The organism is Fibrobacter sp. UWB7 (assembly GCF_900142945.1).
In the GTDB taxonomy this organism is placed as follows: domain Bacteria; phylum Fibrobacterota; class Fibrobacteria; order Fibrobacterales; family Fibrobacteraceae; genus Fibrobacter.
This window is the reverse complement of record NZ_FRCO01000009.1, coordinates 24,975-41,143: the sequence shown is the minus strand read 5'-3', so window position 1 is coordinate 41,143 and position 16,169 is coordinate 24,975. Positions and strand designations below refer to the sequence as shown.

Sequence of the window (16,169 nt, the reverse complement as noted above, 5' to 3'; positions counted from 1 at the left end):
ATAGCGCTACTTTTGTACGTCAACACGCAATATTTAAAAGTTCCATTTTTCTCGACCTGTGCCAAGGATTTTGCGTATTTTCAACCAATTTCCGCAATATTGTACTTTCCAAAAGTTCCAACTTTCAGAACGCAAAAATATTGCCTATTTGAGCACATAGAAAAATCAGTTAAATTAATGGCAAAAGAGATAAAAACATCAAAATGGAGACCACTATGGCTACCACAACAAAAACCAACGACACCGAACTCGATATCGCCTTGAACGAACTCGAAACAGAAATAAAAGAACTAGAAGCAGCTGCTGAAGATATCGAAAAGACGGCTCAAGAAATTGACAAATACATGAACATGCTTGATGATCTTTTGGAATCTATCCCAGAAGAACAAAGTAACAACTAAGTTCTACTTTTTCTTTTCTTCTTCAGGCCGTGAGCGACAAGTGCTTCATATTAATGAAGCATGGTCGCGAGAGTGAGTGCCTCTTACACTTTCTATTTACTTTGGGCGCGAACGGCTTCAGGATCAGGTTTTGTATCTTCGAGCAAGCGGTCAGCCCATTCGTCCCAGAACTTGCAGCGTTCGCCTTCGAGCTTCATCTTTGCAAATTTTACCGGTTCTGTTTCGACGGCAAGCGTCACCACGGATTCCTTGTATGCCTGCGGGAGCCCAGCCACATGCGCCATGCGCTTCTTGAGTTCCGCGACAGTCGCATCAAGAATATCGACTTCAAAACGGCGCTCAATGTAGCGACGGGTAATGAACCCAAGCGACATGAAGTAATCGCCCTGATTGCCTTCAGCAAGATAATTCTTGTTGCGCAAATTCTTGAGAGCAAGCACAGCCTCTTCGTACGGCGGGAGCTGCGGAGCTTCGCCACGCTTTGCAAATTTCTTGTGCAAGAACCAGCCAAGGAATACGAGCAATGCAACGCCAAGCACAGCGAGCATTACATAAAGCCACTGCGGGAGTCTCGGGTCGCTCAGCGGATCTTCCACTTCGAGGATATCTGCTTCTTCGCCAGTCGTACGGTTAGAAACCTTGACTGCGACCGGGTCCGTATGCGTCTTGACCGTATCGGTTCCGACAATGGCGTTCACTTCTTGCGGAGCAATCAAAAAGTCACCGCTCACAAATGTATTGAGCGTTGCAAGCCATGTGAACTTCGCCGTGCCTTTGGGCATGCCTTCGGTAATTTTTTCATTCTTCATTTCCTTGACTTCAAAGCTGCCAAGGTTACCGACAAAGCTCGGTAAATCGACAATCGCATTATCAGGCGCCGTGACCTGGATTTCGTAATTGAACTTATCGCCGATAAAGACCTGTGCGTTATCGACATTCGCCTTGACCGTCAAGTCAAAAGCATTAGCAGAAACAACTAAAAGTAACGCAAGCGAAAAAAAGAATTTGAAACTTTTCAATGAAGTAAAACGAGACATCTTAAACCTCAAAAGGGAATATACAAAAAAAATGAAATCTTAAACAAACCGCCCACCGCTCTAAATCGCGGCACTCCTTCCTACCGCCTACTGCCTACTATTTATCACTTTATTCAGCATTCTTTGGCTGCGCAATGCGACGGTCGGGTGTTCCCTGTAAATCGATGCAAAAAGCTTCGTGTACGGAATTTCGCATTCGGCAAGTTCCTGCATGGCAGCTTTTGCTTTCTGCTTACCCAATTCCTTAAACGCATATGCATCCGCTTCGAATTCCTGAGTCCAGCAGTACCAATTGAAAAGATAACGGAACGGAATCGCCACTAGATGCAGCCACAAAATCGATTCAAAAAAGCTCACGTTCCAACGGGTGACCATTGCCGCCAAGAACCACACGGCAACCATCAAGAATGCCACCTTCATCAGATTACGCAAAATCGAATGGCGCAAAACGCGATGACCTTCTTCGTGCTTTTCCACGAACTGGCTTTTCTGCGGTTCCTTGCAGTTTTCCGGAAGCGGTACAATATCGTTTATTAGCGGAATAAATCGCAATACGGCAAAAACGCCACCACGCAACTGTGTCAACCTGCGTTCGCGAATTTCAATCGCAACACGCAACGCAATTTCAAGACAAAGTAAAATATACAACAACATAACAGAAATATTTGCGCAGTCCAATCAATGCCTAAGCAATGATTTTCACAATAGCATTCAAGCGCTTGACCGATTCTTCAAAGCGGGATTTTTCCCACTCCACGAATCCCTTGTCCACCGGATGGGCGCTATCGTAATCGTCAAAAATCTTTCGACCGCGTTCGTTGTCGCGATCCAAACCATGACTTACGCTATCAAACCATTCCTTGTCGAGCTGTCTGTAACGCTTGACCAATTCGTCCATTGTCTCTGGGAGCGTCACGACTCGTGCAAGTTCCTTGTTCGTTTCGCCAAGCAATTTACGCAATTCGCGTGGAGACTGCTTCGAGAGCGATTCGTCGCCTTCCACAAGCGTAAGCATCAAGTCGAGCACATAACGTTCCAGATATTCACCATACGTCTTGATGGCATTTTGTCGTACGCGTTCGCGCAAGAAGTTTTCACCAAGACCGTCAATATCAGATTTCGTATAAACGTCCTTGACCTTACTCACCTGCAAGCGGTTGTAAGCATCAAACACCAATCGAGCTGTTTCAGGATTATAAATCGAATAGAACGTAGACGATACAATGCCCTTGCCGCGGATAGCATACTTGTACGCATTGCGGTCGAGCGCATACGTATTCTTCGAATAGTTCCAGCCCGGCACAATTTCGTTAAGGCGTGGAGCCACACCCACCAGCTGCGGGTCGCCCGCATGGATCAGCGAGAACGGGAACTTGAGTCGTTGCGGCAAAGTCGTGAGTCCACTTGCAATCAAAGTAAACGGAGACTCGCGGAAATTCGACGGGAACTTGATGTTCACACCAAGACCAAAGAACATGCCCTGACCCGGCATCACTTCCTGGTCCGGCATACGACCTGTGTGGTTACTACCGACGTTCGCGCCATAACCCAAATTACCACAGCCTTCCGGCCAAAGCGCCGCAATCAAAAGCGAGTGGTGGTGCATCTGCGTCATCGGTCCCATGTAAGAACTATTGACTTCACCTTCTTCAATATGGCAGCACGGCGCAATGATAGATGACTTCACAATAGCCTTGCTCCCCACCTTGCAGCGGCTCATCAGCACGGAACTCTGGACCTCGGCGCCCGTGTGAACCTTAACGCCCATCTGCACATTCGTATTTTCGAGAATCACGGAATCGTAGACATGGCTCGATTCTTCAAGCGAACTCATGATGATGGAATTGCGAATCTTCGCGGCACCTTCGATGCGGGCATGCGCACCAATCCAGCTATTGCGGATAATGTTCGTATTCGAAACAACTGCGCCCTTCCCCACAATTCCAAACGGGAGTGCAAGTTCAGACCTGTACGTGCTGAGCATTTCAGCAAAAGAATCCTGGACGCTCTGTTCAGCCTTGTGGAAAAGCTGCAAGTCGACAAGCTCCGTCGTGAGTTCCGGGAACACCAGCACCTCACGGCCGCCCATCTCGTTACCCACGTTGATAGACGAACCGACCATGTAATTGATCTTGCCACTGCTGACGAGCGTGCCCACATTCTGCACAACCGCGCTACTGCGCACAAGCACATTGCTCAACGTCGAGACCTTGTAAATCAAGGCATTCTCGATAATGCAGTTATGCACCATGCAATCATAAATACCTGTAGCGACCGAAACATCGCCCGGCAAGAGGAGTGTGCCAAAAAACTTTGGGAGGCGCACATCGCCCATGAAACTCGAGCGGAAAATGCGGTTCGGGTCGAAGTCGGGCTCGACCAGTACCTTCGACCAGTCATCACAACTGTTCCCGTTTTTTTCCAAAATCTGGATTTCAAATGCCGTCATCGGACGGTACTTGCCAGTTGCGGACCTAATTACCTTAAAATTCTCGACCGAAGTAGCCAAAACACTGCTCTTCAGCGCTTTTTTCAATTTCAACAATCGCTGCATGGCTAAAAAATAGACTAAATTAGGGGCGATGATGAAGGACTACCTCTTCAACCTAATAAAAAAACATCAATATAATATCTCCATCTATACGGAAGATATTTTTGAGAGACGTTGTCAGGAAGAAATTATCCGCAGCGACGAGGACAACAGTTCCTTCGTGTATGTCGAATTCGACTTCGAAACCATAGACAGTGTTCTCGGGAATGAGACCAACTCCCAGCAGTTCTGGAACATCTTCCTAGAAGCGCTTTCCAAGAACAAACGCGGAAACGACGTTCTCGGATTCCTCGAACACGAAAGCGGAATAGGGCTTCTGCTCCTCGATTCTAAAATTGATGGCTGGATGCGCCTTGCAGGTCGCTTTATTCGTACCGCAAGCAAGCACAATTTCGAGATCATGAACCTCGTGCTTGAGAACAACGTAAAGCCAATCGTCTATCCGAGTTGCATTCAGGATATTCAGGCACAGCAAGCCGCAAAGCAGGAACAATGAAAGTTCTCGTCATAGGCTCCGTCTATCCAAGATTTCAAGAAGACGCCGAAGTCCCTTGGCTGCGTACTTCTATCGCGCACCTGAAAAAAGCGGGTGCCGAAATCCAGGTGCTCGCCCCTGCCTACAAAGGACTCAAGAGCCATGACATCGACGGAACGCACGTAAACCGTTTCCGCTACGCATTTGCAAATTGGGAAATCCTCACGCATGAGGAAGGCGCCCCAAGCAAGATGGCATCCAAGCCGTGGTTGCAGCTGCTTGCCATTCCCTACATCATCAACGGATTTTTCCAGTGCATCAGGATTTGCCGCAAGTGGCACCCTGACGTAATCCACGCACACTGGCCGTTCCCGCATGCTTACATTGCGCTCGGCGCCGCCAAGCTTTTTAAAATTCCGCTCGTGCTGAACTTTCACGGTGCAGAACTTCTGCTCATCCGCAAAAAGAAGTGGGTCAAGCCACTCCTGAAATTTGCCATCGGACAGGCACAGGCAATCTTTGCAAACTCGAGTTTCACCGCCGGAAAAATCAAGGCTCTCCGCAACGTGGATGTCGAATGGAGTCCGTACGGAACTACGCTAGAGACGAGTAGGTTGCAAGGTGAGTGTCGCAACGGCAAATTTATTTGCCGGTATGACCGAACCGCAGCACCTGACGCCGAAGGCGTCAAAGACGAGAGACGAAAGACGAAAGAGGGGGAAAGTCTTCCCCTCGCTTCTGCTGCAAATGCAGCATCCGCTACCCCTTCTAGCGGGGACACCCCGCAACTCCCCGTGCCGCATCCAGTAAACGGCAAGTTCAAAATTCTCTTTGTCGGGCGACACATCGAACGCAAAGGAATCTGCTACCTCATCGAAGCTGCAAAATACTTGCCCAGAGACAAGTTTGAAATCCGCATCGTCGGTGTCGGTGACTTGACCGAACAGCTCAAGGCGCAAGCCGCCGCAGTAAAAGAAGGCGCCGAAATCATTTTCACAGGCAAGCTCTCGCCTGAAGATCTCGCAAACGAATACAGGACTGCAAACGTCTTCACGCTCCCGGCTATCGTCGATCACAAAGGCGACACCGAAGGACTCGGAGTCGTGCTCATCGAAGCTATGGAACTTGGACTGCCGATTGTCGCTAGCAATGTCGGTGGCATCCCAGATGTCGTTGTCGATGGAGAATCCGGAATTCTCGTTCCTGAAAAAGACCCTGTCGCCCTTGCCGACGCCTTCAAGCGTCTCGAAGCAGCCCCGACATTGATTCAAAAACTTCTCGCCGGCGCCCGCAAACGCATCGACGAATGCTTCACCTGGGACGGCATCATCGAACGCCAGATGGAAGTCTATAAACGTCTTCAGCAATAAACAAAAAAAACCGCGAGTCTTCGCGGCATTCATTGTGGTGCATTTAACACCTAAAGCTTAATAATTACTGAACCTTAAATCCAGCTTTCTCGAAAGCGAGCCTGTTGTCTGGATTCTTCATGGCTACATTCGTAATCCAGTCGAATTCAGCAATGCCACCCTGCAAACCGGCACGTGCACAAAGCTGATCACGAGCCACATTGTAAGCATTGAGAATCTGGATCTTTTCAAAATCCTTGGCATTGTCAATTTTCGCAGACCACATCACGCCAAGTTCCACAAGACCATTGCTTGCCTTTGCGTAGACAGTTGCCTTTTCAACAGTGATAAGGGATTTTGCAGGAGCCGTGAACGGAAGCACAGGAACAATCGGCTGCGACTGCGGCAACACGACCTGGCTTGAAGCTTTTGCTTCTGGCTTCTTGTCAGAGCAAGAAACAAAAAAAGAGGCGATAGCCAAAAGGGAAATTACTAGAATTTTTTTTGACATGCTCGCCTCTTTTTTTTTTGTAATAGCGGTTCAGGGATTTGAACCCCGGACCAATGGATTATGATTCCAGTGCTCTACCGCTGAGCTAAACCGCCATCGATTGCAAATTTAGTAAATCACTTTTAGAATTTCAAGGGGTATTTGAAAAATAAACCCTAGTTTCCATAAAATTTTCGCCCCATTCAATCACGCGCCATGCCGGTGCGGCAGAACTCAGACTAAATACCGAAATATTCGGGTTAATCTGCATCTGCGTCGACGGAGTTACATACACAGTCTTGTCTTCAAGCTGGACCGTCATTTCGCTGTGGTAATGTCCCACAAAAATATGCTTGAGATTCTTAATCTTCAAAAGCGTCGCCTGGACTTCCACGATATTCTTCATGGAATATCTTAAATCCATGAACTTGTGTCCACAAAGGCAAGGCGGATGATGGAGGAACAGCAAAACCTCGTCATCAATCTTTGACGTTTCCTGCTCAAGCCACGAAAGCTGTTCACTCGAAACTGTACCATCCGCACTGTCCAAGAAGAAAATGGAACGGCCATCGATATCATAACGGTAATAGCACTTGCCGTTGTGAATTTTTCCGTTCAAGTCAAAATACTTCCCCATGATTTCAAGATTATCATGGTTTCCCGGAATGATGCAAACTGGAACTTTGCAGTCTTTTATAATATCAGCAATATAAGAATAGGCACCCGGCGTTGCGTTATCGGCTAAATCTCCGGAAATCACCAAAAGATCCAAATCTTTCATGGTTGGTGAATTATATGCCGTAAGGAAGTTCTTGCAGACATCAATATCTTGAACAAGGCTCGCACCATCACCAATGTGAGTATCAGATATCTGACCTATCTTAAGAACTTGTTTTTCCATACAACTACGTAGAATATAGCTTTTGAGACTAGAAAATGAAAACTTTACATGTTTTTTTGTGCTTTTTGTAATAAAGTCCATAGTTTTGTGAACTTTGTCACACAATCTTCAACATACTTTCGTGACCATTTAGTGAATTAACATTGAAAACTCAGGTTCAACATCTATCAACATTGAAAAAAGTGAATAGATTTTAAATTTTCAACATTAATCCACATTTTCTTTATTCTCGTAATTCGTTGATTATCATAGACTTAGAGTTTTGATTTGAAATTTCTATCCACTATTCACTATATTAAATACTAATTACTATATATAAATATATCTAGTATTATTTAATATAGGTGGTTGATTACTTTTCCTTCTTGCTTGCAGGCGTTTCGTTCATGTCGCAATTGCCTTGTAAGATGGCACCTTCGTTGATGACGAGCTGTTCTGCTTTTACGTTTCCAATAATTTTTGCATTGTCTTCAAGGATGAGCTTGCTCTTGCAGTCAACATTTCCTTTTATATTACCAGCAAGAATAGCGGCGTTACATTTAACGTCGCCTTCAATACTTGCAAGTTTTTCGAGAATTAGTTCTCCTTCGACTAAAACCTTTCCCTTGACCTTACCCGCAATTCGTATATCTGTCTTTCCGATAATGTCGCCATTAACTTGGACATTTCTTCCAACTTGAGTAAATTCCTGTTCGTTTTTGCTCCCCATAATTTGCCTCTAGTATGTAAATATTGTTTCTGGATCTTGCGGTAAGTTGTTCTTGGTTACAGAGTAATGCAAGTGTGGACCACTCGTATTGCCGGTATCGCCTACGTAGCCAATGACATCGCCTTTTGTGACGTTCGCTCCTCTTCGGGTTCTGATACTCTTGAGGTGCGAGTAGGATGACTTGTATCCGTTTTGGTGATCAATGACAACTGTGTTTCCGAGGTCGCCGCTGTTACCGGCGAACGTGACTTTTCCACTGCCTGATGCAAAGACCGGGTTCCCTTTGCGGGCTGAAATGTCAATTCCTAAGTGCTTGTTTTCGTACGAGAACTTCTTGCTGATGATGCCAACTGCCGGGATTACGTTCGGAATTCGTTCCAGGCGGATTTTTTCGTCAGTCGTAAGCCAGTTGTGGATACCTTCAAAATCGATTTGGTTTTTCGCAGAAGGCACATGCGCAAAGCGGTTGCGCTCAATGATGCTGTTGATTTTGTTGGAGTCGTTTTCGAGGAACGTCTCGAAGATATTCTGGATTCTATTTTCCATGATCCATAGCGAATCAAGTCTCGAGAAAAGCTCTTCATAGTTTGCGTTTTGCTTGATCAGCTGGGCGTTATGCACGCGCATCTTTTCATAGTTCGCAAGAGTCTTGTTGATTTTTGCGATATGGACAATGAACAAAATAAGAATGATAGCGACTAGGACAAGCCCGATATGGAACAACCAAAACTGCTTGCTCGATATGCGGTACTTCCTTGCACCGGTCGTGTTTTCCGGAATAATCTGGATAGTGTAATACTTACGACTCACGATTCTTTACCGTTAGCGGTTGTCCATTATTTCCTGAATTCGAGTCAGGTCGTCCATGGAATAGTAGTTGATGACGATGGTGCCCTTGGTCTGGTCCTTGGCGTTCGGGTTGAGTGCAACCTTTGTACCGAAGAATGTTTCGAGCCTGTTTTCGAAATTCTTGAGATCAGCGCTGAGTTCCGGCTTCGGTCTCGGTTCGCTACCGTGGACTTCCGGCATTTCATCTTCTTCGGGAGCGGCTGTGCCATTTTCAGGTTCGCCTTCTCTTGCCTCTCCTTCGTCTTTTGCCTGGGCGAACGGATCTTCGCCGCGAGCAATAGCTTCGATCTGACGGACGTTCAAGCCTTCTTCGATGACGCGCTTGGCGAGAGCTTCCGGGTCTGCAATTTTTTCACTGCAGAGAGCACGGGCGGCACCGCCTGCGAGTTTGCCTTCCTGAATCCAGGCCTGCACTTGGTTCGGGAGCTTCAAAAGACGGAGTGCGTTCGTGATGGCGGAACGGGACTTGCCGACCGTCTTTGCCAAATCGTCGTGTGTGTAATTGTGGTTGTCAATCAACTGCTGGTAGGACTGTGCTACTTCGATCGGGTTCAAGTCCACACGCTGGATGTTCTCGATGAGTGCCCATTCGCTCATGGTCTTGTCGTCGAGATTGTCGTAAACCTGAGCCTTGATGGTTCTGCAGTTGGCAAGTTTCGATGCACGGGTACGGCGTTCACCGCTGATGATCTGGTAGCGGTCGCCCACCTTGCGGACAGCAATCGGCTGGATAAGGCCGTGCTTTTCGATAGTTTCAGCAAGTTCGACAAGTTCATCGTCGTCGAAGAACTTACGTGGCTGGAACGGGTTCGGGTCAATCAAGTCGATATTGATTTCGACGATTTTCTGATTGTCCGGATTTACATTTTCGTTTGTAGCGGTATTGTTGATAGCGTTATCGACAGAGTTGCCGAGAACATCGTGTGCCTTAAAAATTGCAGAGAGACCGCGACCAAGTGCTTGTTTACCCATAATAGTTTCTAGTTGTTAGTCAATGGTTATTAGTTAAAAGTTAGTAGTTGTTAGTTACTAGTCAATGGTTGTTAGTTAAAAGTTATGCATCTATGTAGCTGTTAAAACTAATGACTAAAGACCAATGACTATTGACAGGGTCTACTTTTCCTTATTCAGTATTTCTTCGGCGAGCTTCATGTACGACTGCGAACCTGTGCTCTGCACATCGTAAAGGATGACCGGCTTGCCGTGGGACGGAGCTTCGGAGAGTTTCACGTTGCGCGGAATCATCGTCTGGAAAACGGTATCGCTTAAGTTTTCACGGACTTCTTCAGCGACCTGCTTCGAAAGGCTTAGACGGGAATCGTACATCGTGAGGAGGGCACCTTCGATTTTCAAGTTGGAGTTCAGATTCTTTTGGACTTCACGAATTGTCTTGAAAAGTTCAGTCATACCCTGCAATGCATAATATTCACACTGCACCGGAATGAGCACGCTCGTTGCGGCTGTCAGTGTATTAATTGTGAGCAAGTTCAGGCTCGGAGGAGCGTCGATGATAATGAAATCGAACTCCTGCTTGAGAACGTTCATCACGCGTTCGAGTCTGCGTTCGCGACTCATGACGTTGACAAGTTCAATTTCCATGACGGCAAGGTCAGGTCCAGAAGTGATGACCTTGAGGTATTCAAGCGACGTGTCCAAAATGGCAGGCTTGATATTTTCGAGCGTGAGATTGTCCGGATTACCAGCCATGTCCAGAATTTCGTGGATATCCATATCCTGGGATTCCATGAAACCAAGACCTTGAGAGGCATTACCCTGAGGGTCCATGTCTAAAAGAAGGGTCTTCTTTTCAAGGGCTGCAAAACTAGCGGCCAAGTTCACAGCCGTTGTAGTTTTACCGACGCCACCTTTTTGGTTGCATATGGCGATAATTTTACTCATTATTACCTCGGGTGACTAAAGCGTACACCTGTTCTTCTTCTGGAAGTTCATACTTCTGGATATGCACTTTCGGATCGTTTTCCAAATGGGCAATATTGTTGAAGCTCTTCAGCGTGACAAAAGTTCCGCCGTGCTTGAGACCTGCCTGGGCTCGTTCCCAGTCGTTTTCAAAAGTCGAGAGGGCGCGGCAGCTGATAAAGTCAAGGTCGGTCAGGCCGGAAGTTTCAAAGCGCTTGCCGACGACGGTCAAGTTATCCAAGTGGAGTTTTTCCTTGACCATCTGCATAAAGTTCACGCGCATGTGGCGTGGTTCGACTGCATAGAACTGCACGTTCGGCATGGCAATCGCAAGCGGGAAAACTGGGCAACCTGCACCAGCACCCATATCGGCCCAACGGAGTTTGTCACCTTGAGTGGAAATTTCCTTTCCTAAAAACACAAAGGGAACGAGAGAGTCGGCAATGTGCCTGCTTAAAAACTTTTCAGAATCCTTTGCCGAAATCAAGTTACCATATTCCTTGGTGTCCACTACCAAGTCTGCAAACTGGTAAAGCTTGTCGAGAGTCTCTTCGGACAGCTGCACACCATGTCCCGAAAGGAACTGGTTCAAAAGATCTTGCTGCGCTTTGTTAGTTTTGTAATTCAAATTTTTTTGACGTCATCCTGACCCGCAAGGGGAAGGATCCAGTTAAGTTTTGCTAGAACTTTTGCGTAGTGAAACAAAAATGTTCCACGTGAAACATGCGATAGCGAGTGTCGCAAAAATATGCTTGCATATTTTTATGACCGAGCATGAGCATGTAGGACACGAAGTGTCCAAACATTTCTGTTCCGAATTGAAATTTAGTATAACTTTTTAAGAAAACAATTCACAAACTCCCCTGCCCTATAAAAATCATAAAATATATGTTGATAACATTTTGATAAATGTTGAGAAACTGTTAAAGCGAGCGTCGCGAAAACAAGCTTGCTTGTTTTCATGACCGAGCTGCTAGTTTCGCGCTTGCGCAAATGTTGTTAAGGCGAAAGTTGCGAAAAGCATGCTTGCGTGCTTTCCATAACCGAGCCGACCAACATAGCGCTTGCGCAAAAACTCAAATTTTTTTTATTGTCATTCCGCCATCGAGCGGGAATTTCCCTTTTGTTGAAACTATAACTTCGTTATAGTCTTACAATCTCATGCTCGGTCATGCCGGTGTGCAAGCACCCCGTCACGACTCCCGCTATCGAGTTTGCTCCTTCGGAGCCAACTTGCTGCACCTCGGAAATGTCGGTAAACAAGTTTCCCGCCGCTTCCTCGGTTTGTGATTGTTTGGACACTTTGTGTCCTACCTCTTGGGGCTCAGTAATGCCCATACAAGTATGGGCGCTACATTCGCCCTGTAGAGGTTTCACGTGAAACACGCACGAGGTTTCCAAGCAAAAATGTGCTTGCACATTTTTATTTGGAAACCGAAGGGTGTAGGACTATGGCTTTGCTATAGTCCAAACATAAAAAAATCCTCCCTATTTAGGGAGGAGGTAAATCTATAAAAGTCTGAAGTATTATTGTTTGCGGCGGTGCATGAAGAAAGTCACGGTCTTATGATCTAGCCCGTCTTCGATATATGTTCTGGTCATCGTGAGCATTCCATTCTTAATCCCTACTTCGTAACGATTCCAGGCAACCCATTCTCCATCGTAGTAAATATCTTTCTGGTAACAGGTATTGCTGTCGTTCTCATCCATGACTATAATCTGGTTTTGATTAGGTCTAAATATAGTATCATTTTTCAAAACGTAAATGCTGGTGTATTTTCTCCCTTCATCGGTGTATGTGCTGGCTAGGGAATCTCCATCAAAGTAGATAATGGTGGTGTCGCTGATTCCATCTTTCGTTGAAATGAGTGTACTGATGTTGCCTTCGCAAATGAATTTGGTTTCTGTGGTGTTGATGGTGGTTTGGTATGTCCATTCGCCATCTCGGAGATTTGCCTCGTAGGTGCTGTCGAGATGAGTATCGGTCCAGTAGGCTTTATAAATATAGATGGAATTGCCTCTGTTATTTGCTGTACCCTTATCCCAATATGCGCTGTCTATAAATAAACCGTCTTCGCTGAAGAAAGAAAATTCTGCACTTTGGAGTTCGAGGATTGTTCGGATACAGTTGGTGTAAGATGGATCAGCTATATTTTGACCATTATTGGTAGTAATGTTATTAGCGGATGTACTGCTAGAATCGTCGCTACAGGCAATGAAAAGTGCTGCCGCTAAAAGAAGTATTTTAGATTTCATGACTCCCCCAAGAAAAATGTGGTAATGAATAAATTAGTTAAGTTGTGTGTAAATCTAATCAAATAGAAGGGGATATGCAAGTGTTTGGACCGTAACTTTATTGCAGTCTAACATGCTCGCCCATACAAGTATGGACGCTGCATTCGCCGTGTAAAGGTTTCACGTGAAACATGCGATAGTGAGTGTCGCAAAAATATGCTTGCATATTTTTATGACCGAGCATGAGCATGTAGGACTCGAAGAGTCCAAACACAATCAAGGATACCAAGCAAAAACATACTTGTATGTTTTTATTTGGTATCCGCAGAGTGTAGGACTATGATGAAATCATAGTCCAAACAATATATTAGTGAGATACGGTTTGTTCTCTTGTGTGAGGAAATCTTTCCATAGGTATCGGAAGCGTAATCATCTTTAAGAACCATCCGATGTTGTGTTGCTTGTTGGTAATTTCAAAAGATACACCTGCTGTTACCTGAGCTAAGAAAATTCCAAATTGTATCCCCACTTCTTCGATGAAACCGAATTCTTTGATTGAATAATGAGATTTGTTTTCTTTTTCCTCGGATCTGAGGAAACATTCTATAGCATGACTTTCGGCTATTGCAACTCCAGAGAGATTGTTTCCATATAATATGTACTTTGTTGTTCCGGATGCAAGCCACATGCCTCCCATTGCTATTTTCTGTAAAGTGCTTTCATTTGGGGCTGCCATTCCGAGAATGCCGAATCCTAAAAATGATACAGCGCTTCCGATTGATAAATCGCTGATTTTCTTTTCGCCTTCAGTCCTTTCGAACCTGCGGTCGAATCGTAAAAATGTAAAGTCTGCAAGTAGCCTATCAATACCAAAAAGCTTGCTCCCCAAGTTTTGTGCGCTCATGCAAATTACATCCACTTCAATTCGTTTGGTAGATGTATATCCTATCCCTCCCAAGAATAATACATTGAAGGGGTTGTATTTGTTTTCGTAGATGTTGCTGAGTTCTACAGAAAAAGCAGAATCCTGCACTGGATCTTCCAATGCGGATATGTTTGCAAAAGCAAAAGATATGGATATAAGGAATATGAAAAGTATCTTTTTGTTCATATGGTAATCTCTATTCTGTTGCCTTCGGGGTCGAGGACGACGCTTTCGTAATACCCATCACCGGTAGTTCGAGGTTGACCTACAACGGGTACGCCTTCGGAAGACATTTGTTGGGTCAGGTGGTCTACCTCTTCTTTTGAACCAACGGAAAAGGAAAGATGGGTAAAACCCAGATGTTGGGTGTCTGGCTTCGCTATCGTGTTTGCTCCTTCGGAGCCAACTTGCTGCACCTCGGAAATGTCGGTAAACGAGTTTCCCGCCGCTTCCTCGGTTTGCAATTGTTTGGACACTTTGTGTCCTACCTCTTGGGGCTCAGTAATGCCCATACAAGTATGGGCGCTACATTCGCCCTGTAGAGGTTTCACGTGAAACACGGCCGAGGTCAGAAAGCGAAAAAATGCTCGCATTTTTTCATTTGCTGACCGATGGGTGTTGGACTGTAACGAAGTTACAGTCCAAACATTTTCTATCCCAACACATATATCAGGGCGGTGCATGATTTCTAGGCGGGCACCATCGTCGAAGGTGACAAATCGGCTGGTAAATTGTTTTGCTGGGTTGTGGTAAATCGGGTGGACTACTCCATCGAAGTATTTCCGGTAGAACTCGCATACCTTGTCGATATCTTTAACCCAGATGGCAATATGTTCAATCTTCATAAAACCTCTATAAACAATATACCTAATTCAAATAAAAAAGACCCTCTAAACCGTGAACATGTTTGGACACTTCGTGTCCTACAGTCTCATACTCGGTCATGCCGGTGTGCGAGCACCCCGTCGCGACACTCGCTATCGACTGTTTCACGTGAAACATAGCCGAGGTTTCCAAGCAAAAATGTGCTTGCATATTTTATTTGGAAACCGAAGAGTGTAGGACTACGATGTAATCGTAGTCCCAACGTAATATGAGGCGAGTGAAGCAGAAACAAATATATTTGTTTATATTTCCGAGCCGATTAAGGTTGGACTCGAAGAGTCCCAACACATGAGCCGAGAGTCGCAGAATCCTATTATATATAGTATATTTTATTCCATGAAACTTTATCGATTCTTTCTCCCCTATTTAATGGTCTTTTTCATGGCGAGCGCATCCTTTGCCAATGAATCCCAAAAAATAGAAAATGCTGCAGTTAACTCGAACGGATCCGGCCTTGCACTGATTCCCTGGGATCTGTTTATTGGCGGAATGAATAGTTTTACCGTAGGTGCCGACTGGATATTTGGCAATTTCAATATTCTTTATGCTTCGACCTCCCAAGTAAATGAGGTCCCGAAACATTCGTGGGTGTGGACTCTCAGAACCCAGGCTCTTTGGGCGCCTACATTTGGTGCTTATTTGCAGCCCACGATACAGTATATGTTTTTTGGTGGGCCTTTGACAATGTTCAAGGTTTCGGTCGGGCCGGAAATCGGTTATAAAAGAAAAACCGGATTTGAATATGGTGGGTCTGCCCGCGTAGGTTCATTTATGGATTTATTGAATTTTGAAATGGGATATCTGGTAAATTCAAAACGCACCTATATGAACATCATTCTTAACCTGCCTTCGGGTCTCGGAATCTGGGTTTAAATGGAGGTTTTCATGATCGATATTGAGATTATCCAGGGAGATATTACCAAGCTTAAAGTCGATGCCATCGTGAATGCGGCAAACTGCTCTCTGTTGGGTGGTGGCGGTGTTGATGGGGCAATCCATCGTGCGGCGGGTCCGAAACTTTTGCAGGCATGTATTCCCCTGAAAGGTTGTGAGACGGGGCAAGCTAAAATCACTCCCGGATTTAAGCTTCCGGCGAAGTTCGTAATCCATACTCCGGGTCCGGTTTATCAGGACGGTTTACATGGTGAACCTGAGCTTTTGGAATCTTGCTACAAGAACTGCCTCGCTTTTGCCGAAGAAAACAACTGCGAAACTGTCGCCTTCCCCGCAATCTCTACTGGCGTTTATGGCTACCCCTGGAAAGAGGCAACCGAAATTGCCATGAAAACAGTTCGCGAATATTCCGCAAGTAATGTCAAGAAGGTCATCTTCTGTTGCTTCAGCGCGCAAATGGAAAAAATCTACCAAGATGTATCGCAGCGTATTTAGTAGTGAAAAAACGTGCGTCAAAAGTGCTGTAAAAAGAACGCTTCGTCGGCAAATCC

General features: G+C 45.6%; 18 protein-coding genes and 1 tRNA gene. 5 read left to right on the top strand and 14 right to left on the bottom strand.

Going from position 1 to position 16,169, the window contains the following annotated elements; translation table 11 throughout:
- The first annotated feature begins 215 nt into the window (after positions 1-215).
- Complete coding sequence (locus BUC30_RS15220) at positions 216-401, top strand: hypothetical protein (protein ID WP_073443269.1); 186 nt, start codon at positions 216-218, stop codon at positions 399-401.
- Between the two features lie 92 nt (positions 402-493).
- Here the strand turns inward: BUC30_RS15220 and BUC30_RS15215 are convergent, their stop codons facing one another.
- From BUC30_RS15215 to BUC30_RS15205, 3 genes are all read right to left on the bottom strand, one after another.
- Positions 494-1,438, bottom strand: coding sequence for a hypothetical protein (locus BUC30_RS15215; RefSeq protein WP_073443267.1), 945 nt, complete (start codon positions 1,436-1,438; stop codon positions 494-496).
- An 87-nt stretch (positions 1,439-1,525) separates the two neighbouring features.
- Entirely contained in the window at positions 1,526-2,092 is a 567-nt protein-coding gene (locus tag BUC30_RS15210; RefSeq protein WP_139260865.1) for a M48 family metalloprotease, read from the bottom strand.
- A gap of 31 nt (positions 2,093-2,123) precedes the next feature.
- The gene (locus tag BUC30_RS15205) at positions 2,124-3,980 is read right to left on the bottom strand and encodes a DUF4954 family protein (protein ID WP_244536686.1); all 1,857 of its coding nucleotides are present in this window, start codon (positions 3,978-3,980) and stop codon (positions 2,124-2,126) included.
- Between the two features lie 40 nt (positions 3,981-4,020).
- On the opposite strand from BUC30_RS15205, the gene BUC30_RS15200 reads away from it, so the two are divergent.
- Together BUC30_RS15200 and BUC30_RS16395 are read left to right on the top strand one after the other, a co-directional pair.
- Complete coding sequence (locus BUC30_RS15200) at positions 4,021-4,485, top strand: hypothetical protein (protein ID WP_073443261.1); 465 nt, start codon at positions 4,021-4,023, stop codon at positions 4,483-4,485.
- Positions 4,482-5,834: a glycosyltransferase gene (locus BUC30_RS16395; protein WP_244536685.1), complete on the top strand. Its 1,353-nt coding sequence runs from the start codon at positions 4,482-4,484 to the stop codon at positions 5,832-5,834. The genes BUC30_RS15200 and BUC30_RS16395 overlap by 4 nt, the downstream gene beginning before the upstream one ends.
- Positions 5,835-5,898: 64 nt before the next feature.
- Here BUC30_RS16395 and BUC30_RS15185 read toward each other — a convergent pair whose 3' ends face one another.
- From BUC30_RS15185 to BUC30_RS15130, 11 genes are all read right to left on the bottom strand, one after another.
- Complete coding sequence (locus tag BUC30_RS15185) at positions 5,899-6,324, bottom strand: hypothetical protein (protein WP_073443259.1); 426 nt, start codon at positions 6,322-6,324, stop codon at positions 5,899-5,901.
- A gap of 23 nt (positions 6,325-6,347) precedes the next feature.
- Positions 6,348-6,419 (bottom strand) — tRNA-Met (locus BUC30_RS15180).
- 35 nt (positions 6,420-6,454) lie between these two features.
- Positions 6,455-7,204, bottom strand: coding sequence for a metallophosphoesterase family protein (locus BUC30_RS15175; protein WP_073443256.1), 750 nt, complete (start codon positions 7,202-7,204; stop codon positions 6,455-6,457).
- Between the two features lie 352 nt (positions 7,205-7,556).
- On the bottom strand, positions 7,557-7,913 hold the full coding sequence (locus tag BUC30_RS15170; RefSeq protein ID WP_073443254.1) for a bactofilin family protein: 357 nt from the start codon (positions 7,911-7,913) through the stop codon (positions 7,557-7,559).
- 9 nt (positions 7,914-7,922) lie between these two features.
- Positions 7,923-8,723, bottom strand: a complete 801-nt coding sequence (locus BUC30_RS15165) for a M23 family metallopeptidase (protein WP_073443252.1) — start codon at positions 8,721-8,723, stop codon at positions 7,923-7,925.
- 12 nt (positions 8,724-8,735) lie between these two features.
- Positions 8,736-9,734 (bottom strand): ParB/RepB/Spo0J family partition protein, encoded by a 999-nt coding sequence (locus BUC30_RS15160; protein WP_073443250.1) that lies wholly within the window; start codon positions 9,732-9,734, stop codon positions 8,736-8,738.
- A 141-nt stretch (positions 9,735-9,875) separates the two neighbouring features.
- Positions 9,876-10,661: a ParA family protein gene (locus tag BUC30_RS15155; protein ID WP_073443249.1), complete on the bottom strand. Its 786-nt coding sequence runs from the start codon at positions 10,659-10,661 to the stop codon at positions 9,876-9,878.
- A complete protein-coding gene (locus BUC30_RS15150; protein ID WP_073443247.1) occupies positions 10,654-11,307 on the bottom strand; it encodes a 16S rRNA (guanine(527)-N(7))-methyltransferase RsmG in 654 nt (217 codons plus the stop codon). The genes BUC30_RS15155 and BUC30_RS15150 overlap by 8 nt, the downstream gene beginning before the upstream one ends.
- An 899-nt stretch (positions 11,308-12,206) precedes the next feature.
- Positions 12,207-12,935: a hypothetical protein gene (locus tag BUC30_RS15140; protein WP_073443243.1), complete on the bottom strand. Its 729-nt coding sequence runs from the start codon at positions 12,933-12,935 to the stop codon at positions 12,207-12,209.
- Between the two features lie 346 nt (positions 12,936-13,281).
- On the bottom strand, positions 13,282-14,025 hold the full coding sequence (locus tag BUC30_RS15135) for a hypothetical protein (RefSeq protein ID WP_073443241.1): 744 nt from the start codon (positions 14,023-14,025) through the stop codon (positions 13,282-13,284).
- Positions 14,022-14,684, bottom strand: a complete 663-nt coding sequence (locus BUC30_RS15130) for a VOC family protein (protein ID WP_073443239.1) — start codon at positions 14,682-14,684, stop codon at positions 14,022-14,024. Before BUC30_RS15130 ends, BUC30_RS15135 begins: the two co-directional genes overlap by 4 nt.
- A gap of 376 nt (positions 14,685-15,060) precedes the next feature.
- On the opposite strand from BUC30_RS15130, the gene BUC30_RS15125 reads away from it, so the two are divergent.
- Together BUC30_RS15125 and BUC30_RS15120 are read left to right on the top strand one after the other, a co-directional pair.
- Complete coding sequence (locus tag BUC30_RS15125; RefSeq protein ID WP_139260864.1) at positions 15,061-15,597, top strand: hypothetical protein; 537 nt, start codon at positions 15,061-15,063, stop codon at positions 15,595-15,597.
- Between the two features lie 12 nt (positions 15,598-15,609).
- Positions 15,610-16,113, top strand: coding sequence for an O-acetyl-ADP-ribose deacetylase (locus BUC30_RS15120; RefSeq protein WP_073443235.1), 504 nt, complete (start codon positions 15,610-15,612; stop codon positions 16,111-16,113).
- The last annotated feature ends 56 nt before the right edge of the window (positions 16,114-16,169 follow it).

What these genes read in the sequence shown, in the direction of transcription:
- BUC30_RS15220 (WP_073443269.1), top strand. Translation starts at nt 216, where the DNA reads ATGGCTACCACAACAAAAACCAACGACACCGAACTCGATATCGCCTTG.
- BUC30_RS15215 (WP_073443267.1), bottom strand. Translation starts at nt 1,438, where the DNA reads ATGTCTCGTTTTACTTCATTGAAAAGTTTCAAATTCTTTTTTTCGCTT.
- BUC30_RS15210 (WP_139260865.1), bottom strand. Translation starts at nt 2,092, where the DNA reads ATGTTGTTGTATATTTTACTTTGTCTTGAAATTGCGTTGCGTGTTGCG.
- BUC30_RS15200 (WP_073443261.1), top strand. Translation starts at nt 4,021, where the DNA reads ATGATGAAGGACTACCTCTTCAACCTAATAAAAAAACATCAATATAAT.
- BUC30_RS16395 (WP_244536685.1), top strand. Translation starts at nt 4,482, where the DNA reads ATGAAAGTTCTCGTCATAGGCTCCGTCTATCCAAGATTTCAAGAAGAC.
- BUC30_RS15185 (WP_073443259.1), bottom strand. Translation starts at nt 6,324, where the DNA reads ATGTCAAAAAAAATTCTAGTAATTTCCCTTTTGGCTATCGCCTCTTTT.
- BUC30_RS15175 (WP_073443256.1), bottom strand. Translation starts at nt 7,204, where the DNA reads ATGGAAAAACAAGTTCTTAAGATAGGTCAGATATCTGATACTCACATT.
- BUC30_RS15170 (WP_073443254.1), bottom strand. Translation starts at nt 7,913, where the DNA reads ATGGGGAGCAAAAACGAACAGGAATTTACTCAAGTTGGAAGAAATGTC.
- BUC30_RS15160 (WP_073443250.1), bottom strand. Translation starts at nt 9,734, where the DNA reads ATGGGTAAACAAGCACTTGGTCGCGGTCTCTCTGCAATTTTTAAGGCA.
- BUC30_RS15155 (WP_073443249.1), bottom strand. Translation starts at nt 10,661, where the DNA reads ATGAGTAAAATTATCGCCATATGCAACCAAAAAGGTGGCGTCGGTAAA.
- BUC30_RS15140 (WP_073443243.1), bottom strand. Translation starts at nt 12,935, where the DNA reads ATGAAATCTAAAATACTTCTTTTAGCGGCAGCACTTTTCATTGCCTGT.
- BUC30_RS15135 (WP_073443241.1), bottom strand. Translation starts at nt 14,025, where the DNA reads ATGAACAAAAAGATACTTTTCATATTCCTTATATCCATATCTTTTGCT.
- BUC30_RS15130 (WP_073443239.1), bottom strand. Translation starts at nt 14,684, where the DNA reads ATGAAGATTGAACATATTGCCATCTGGGTTAAAGATATCGACAAGGTA.
- BUC30_RS15125 (WP_139260864.1), top strand. Translation starts at nt 15,061, where the DNA reads ATGAAACTTTATCGATTCTTTCTCCCCTATTTAATGGTCTTTTTCATG.
- BUC30_RS15120 (WP_073443235.1), top strand. Translation starts at nt 15,610, where the DNA reads ATGATCGATATTGAGATTATCCAGGGAGATATTACCAAGCTTAAAGTC.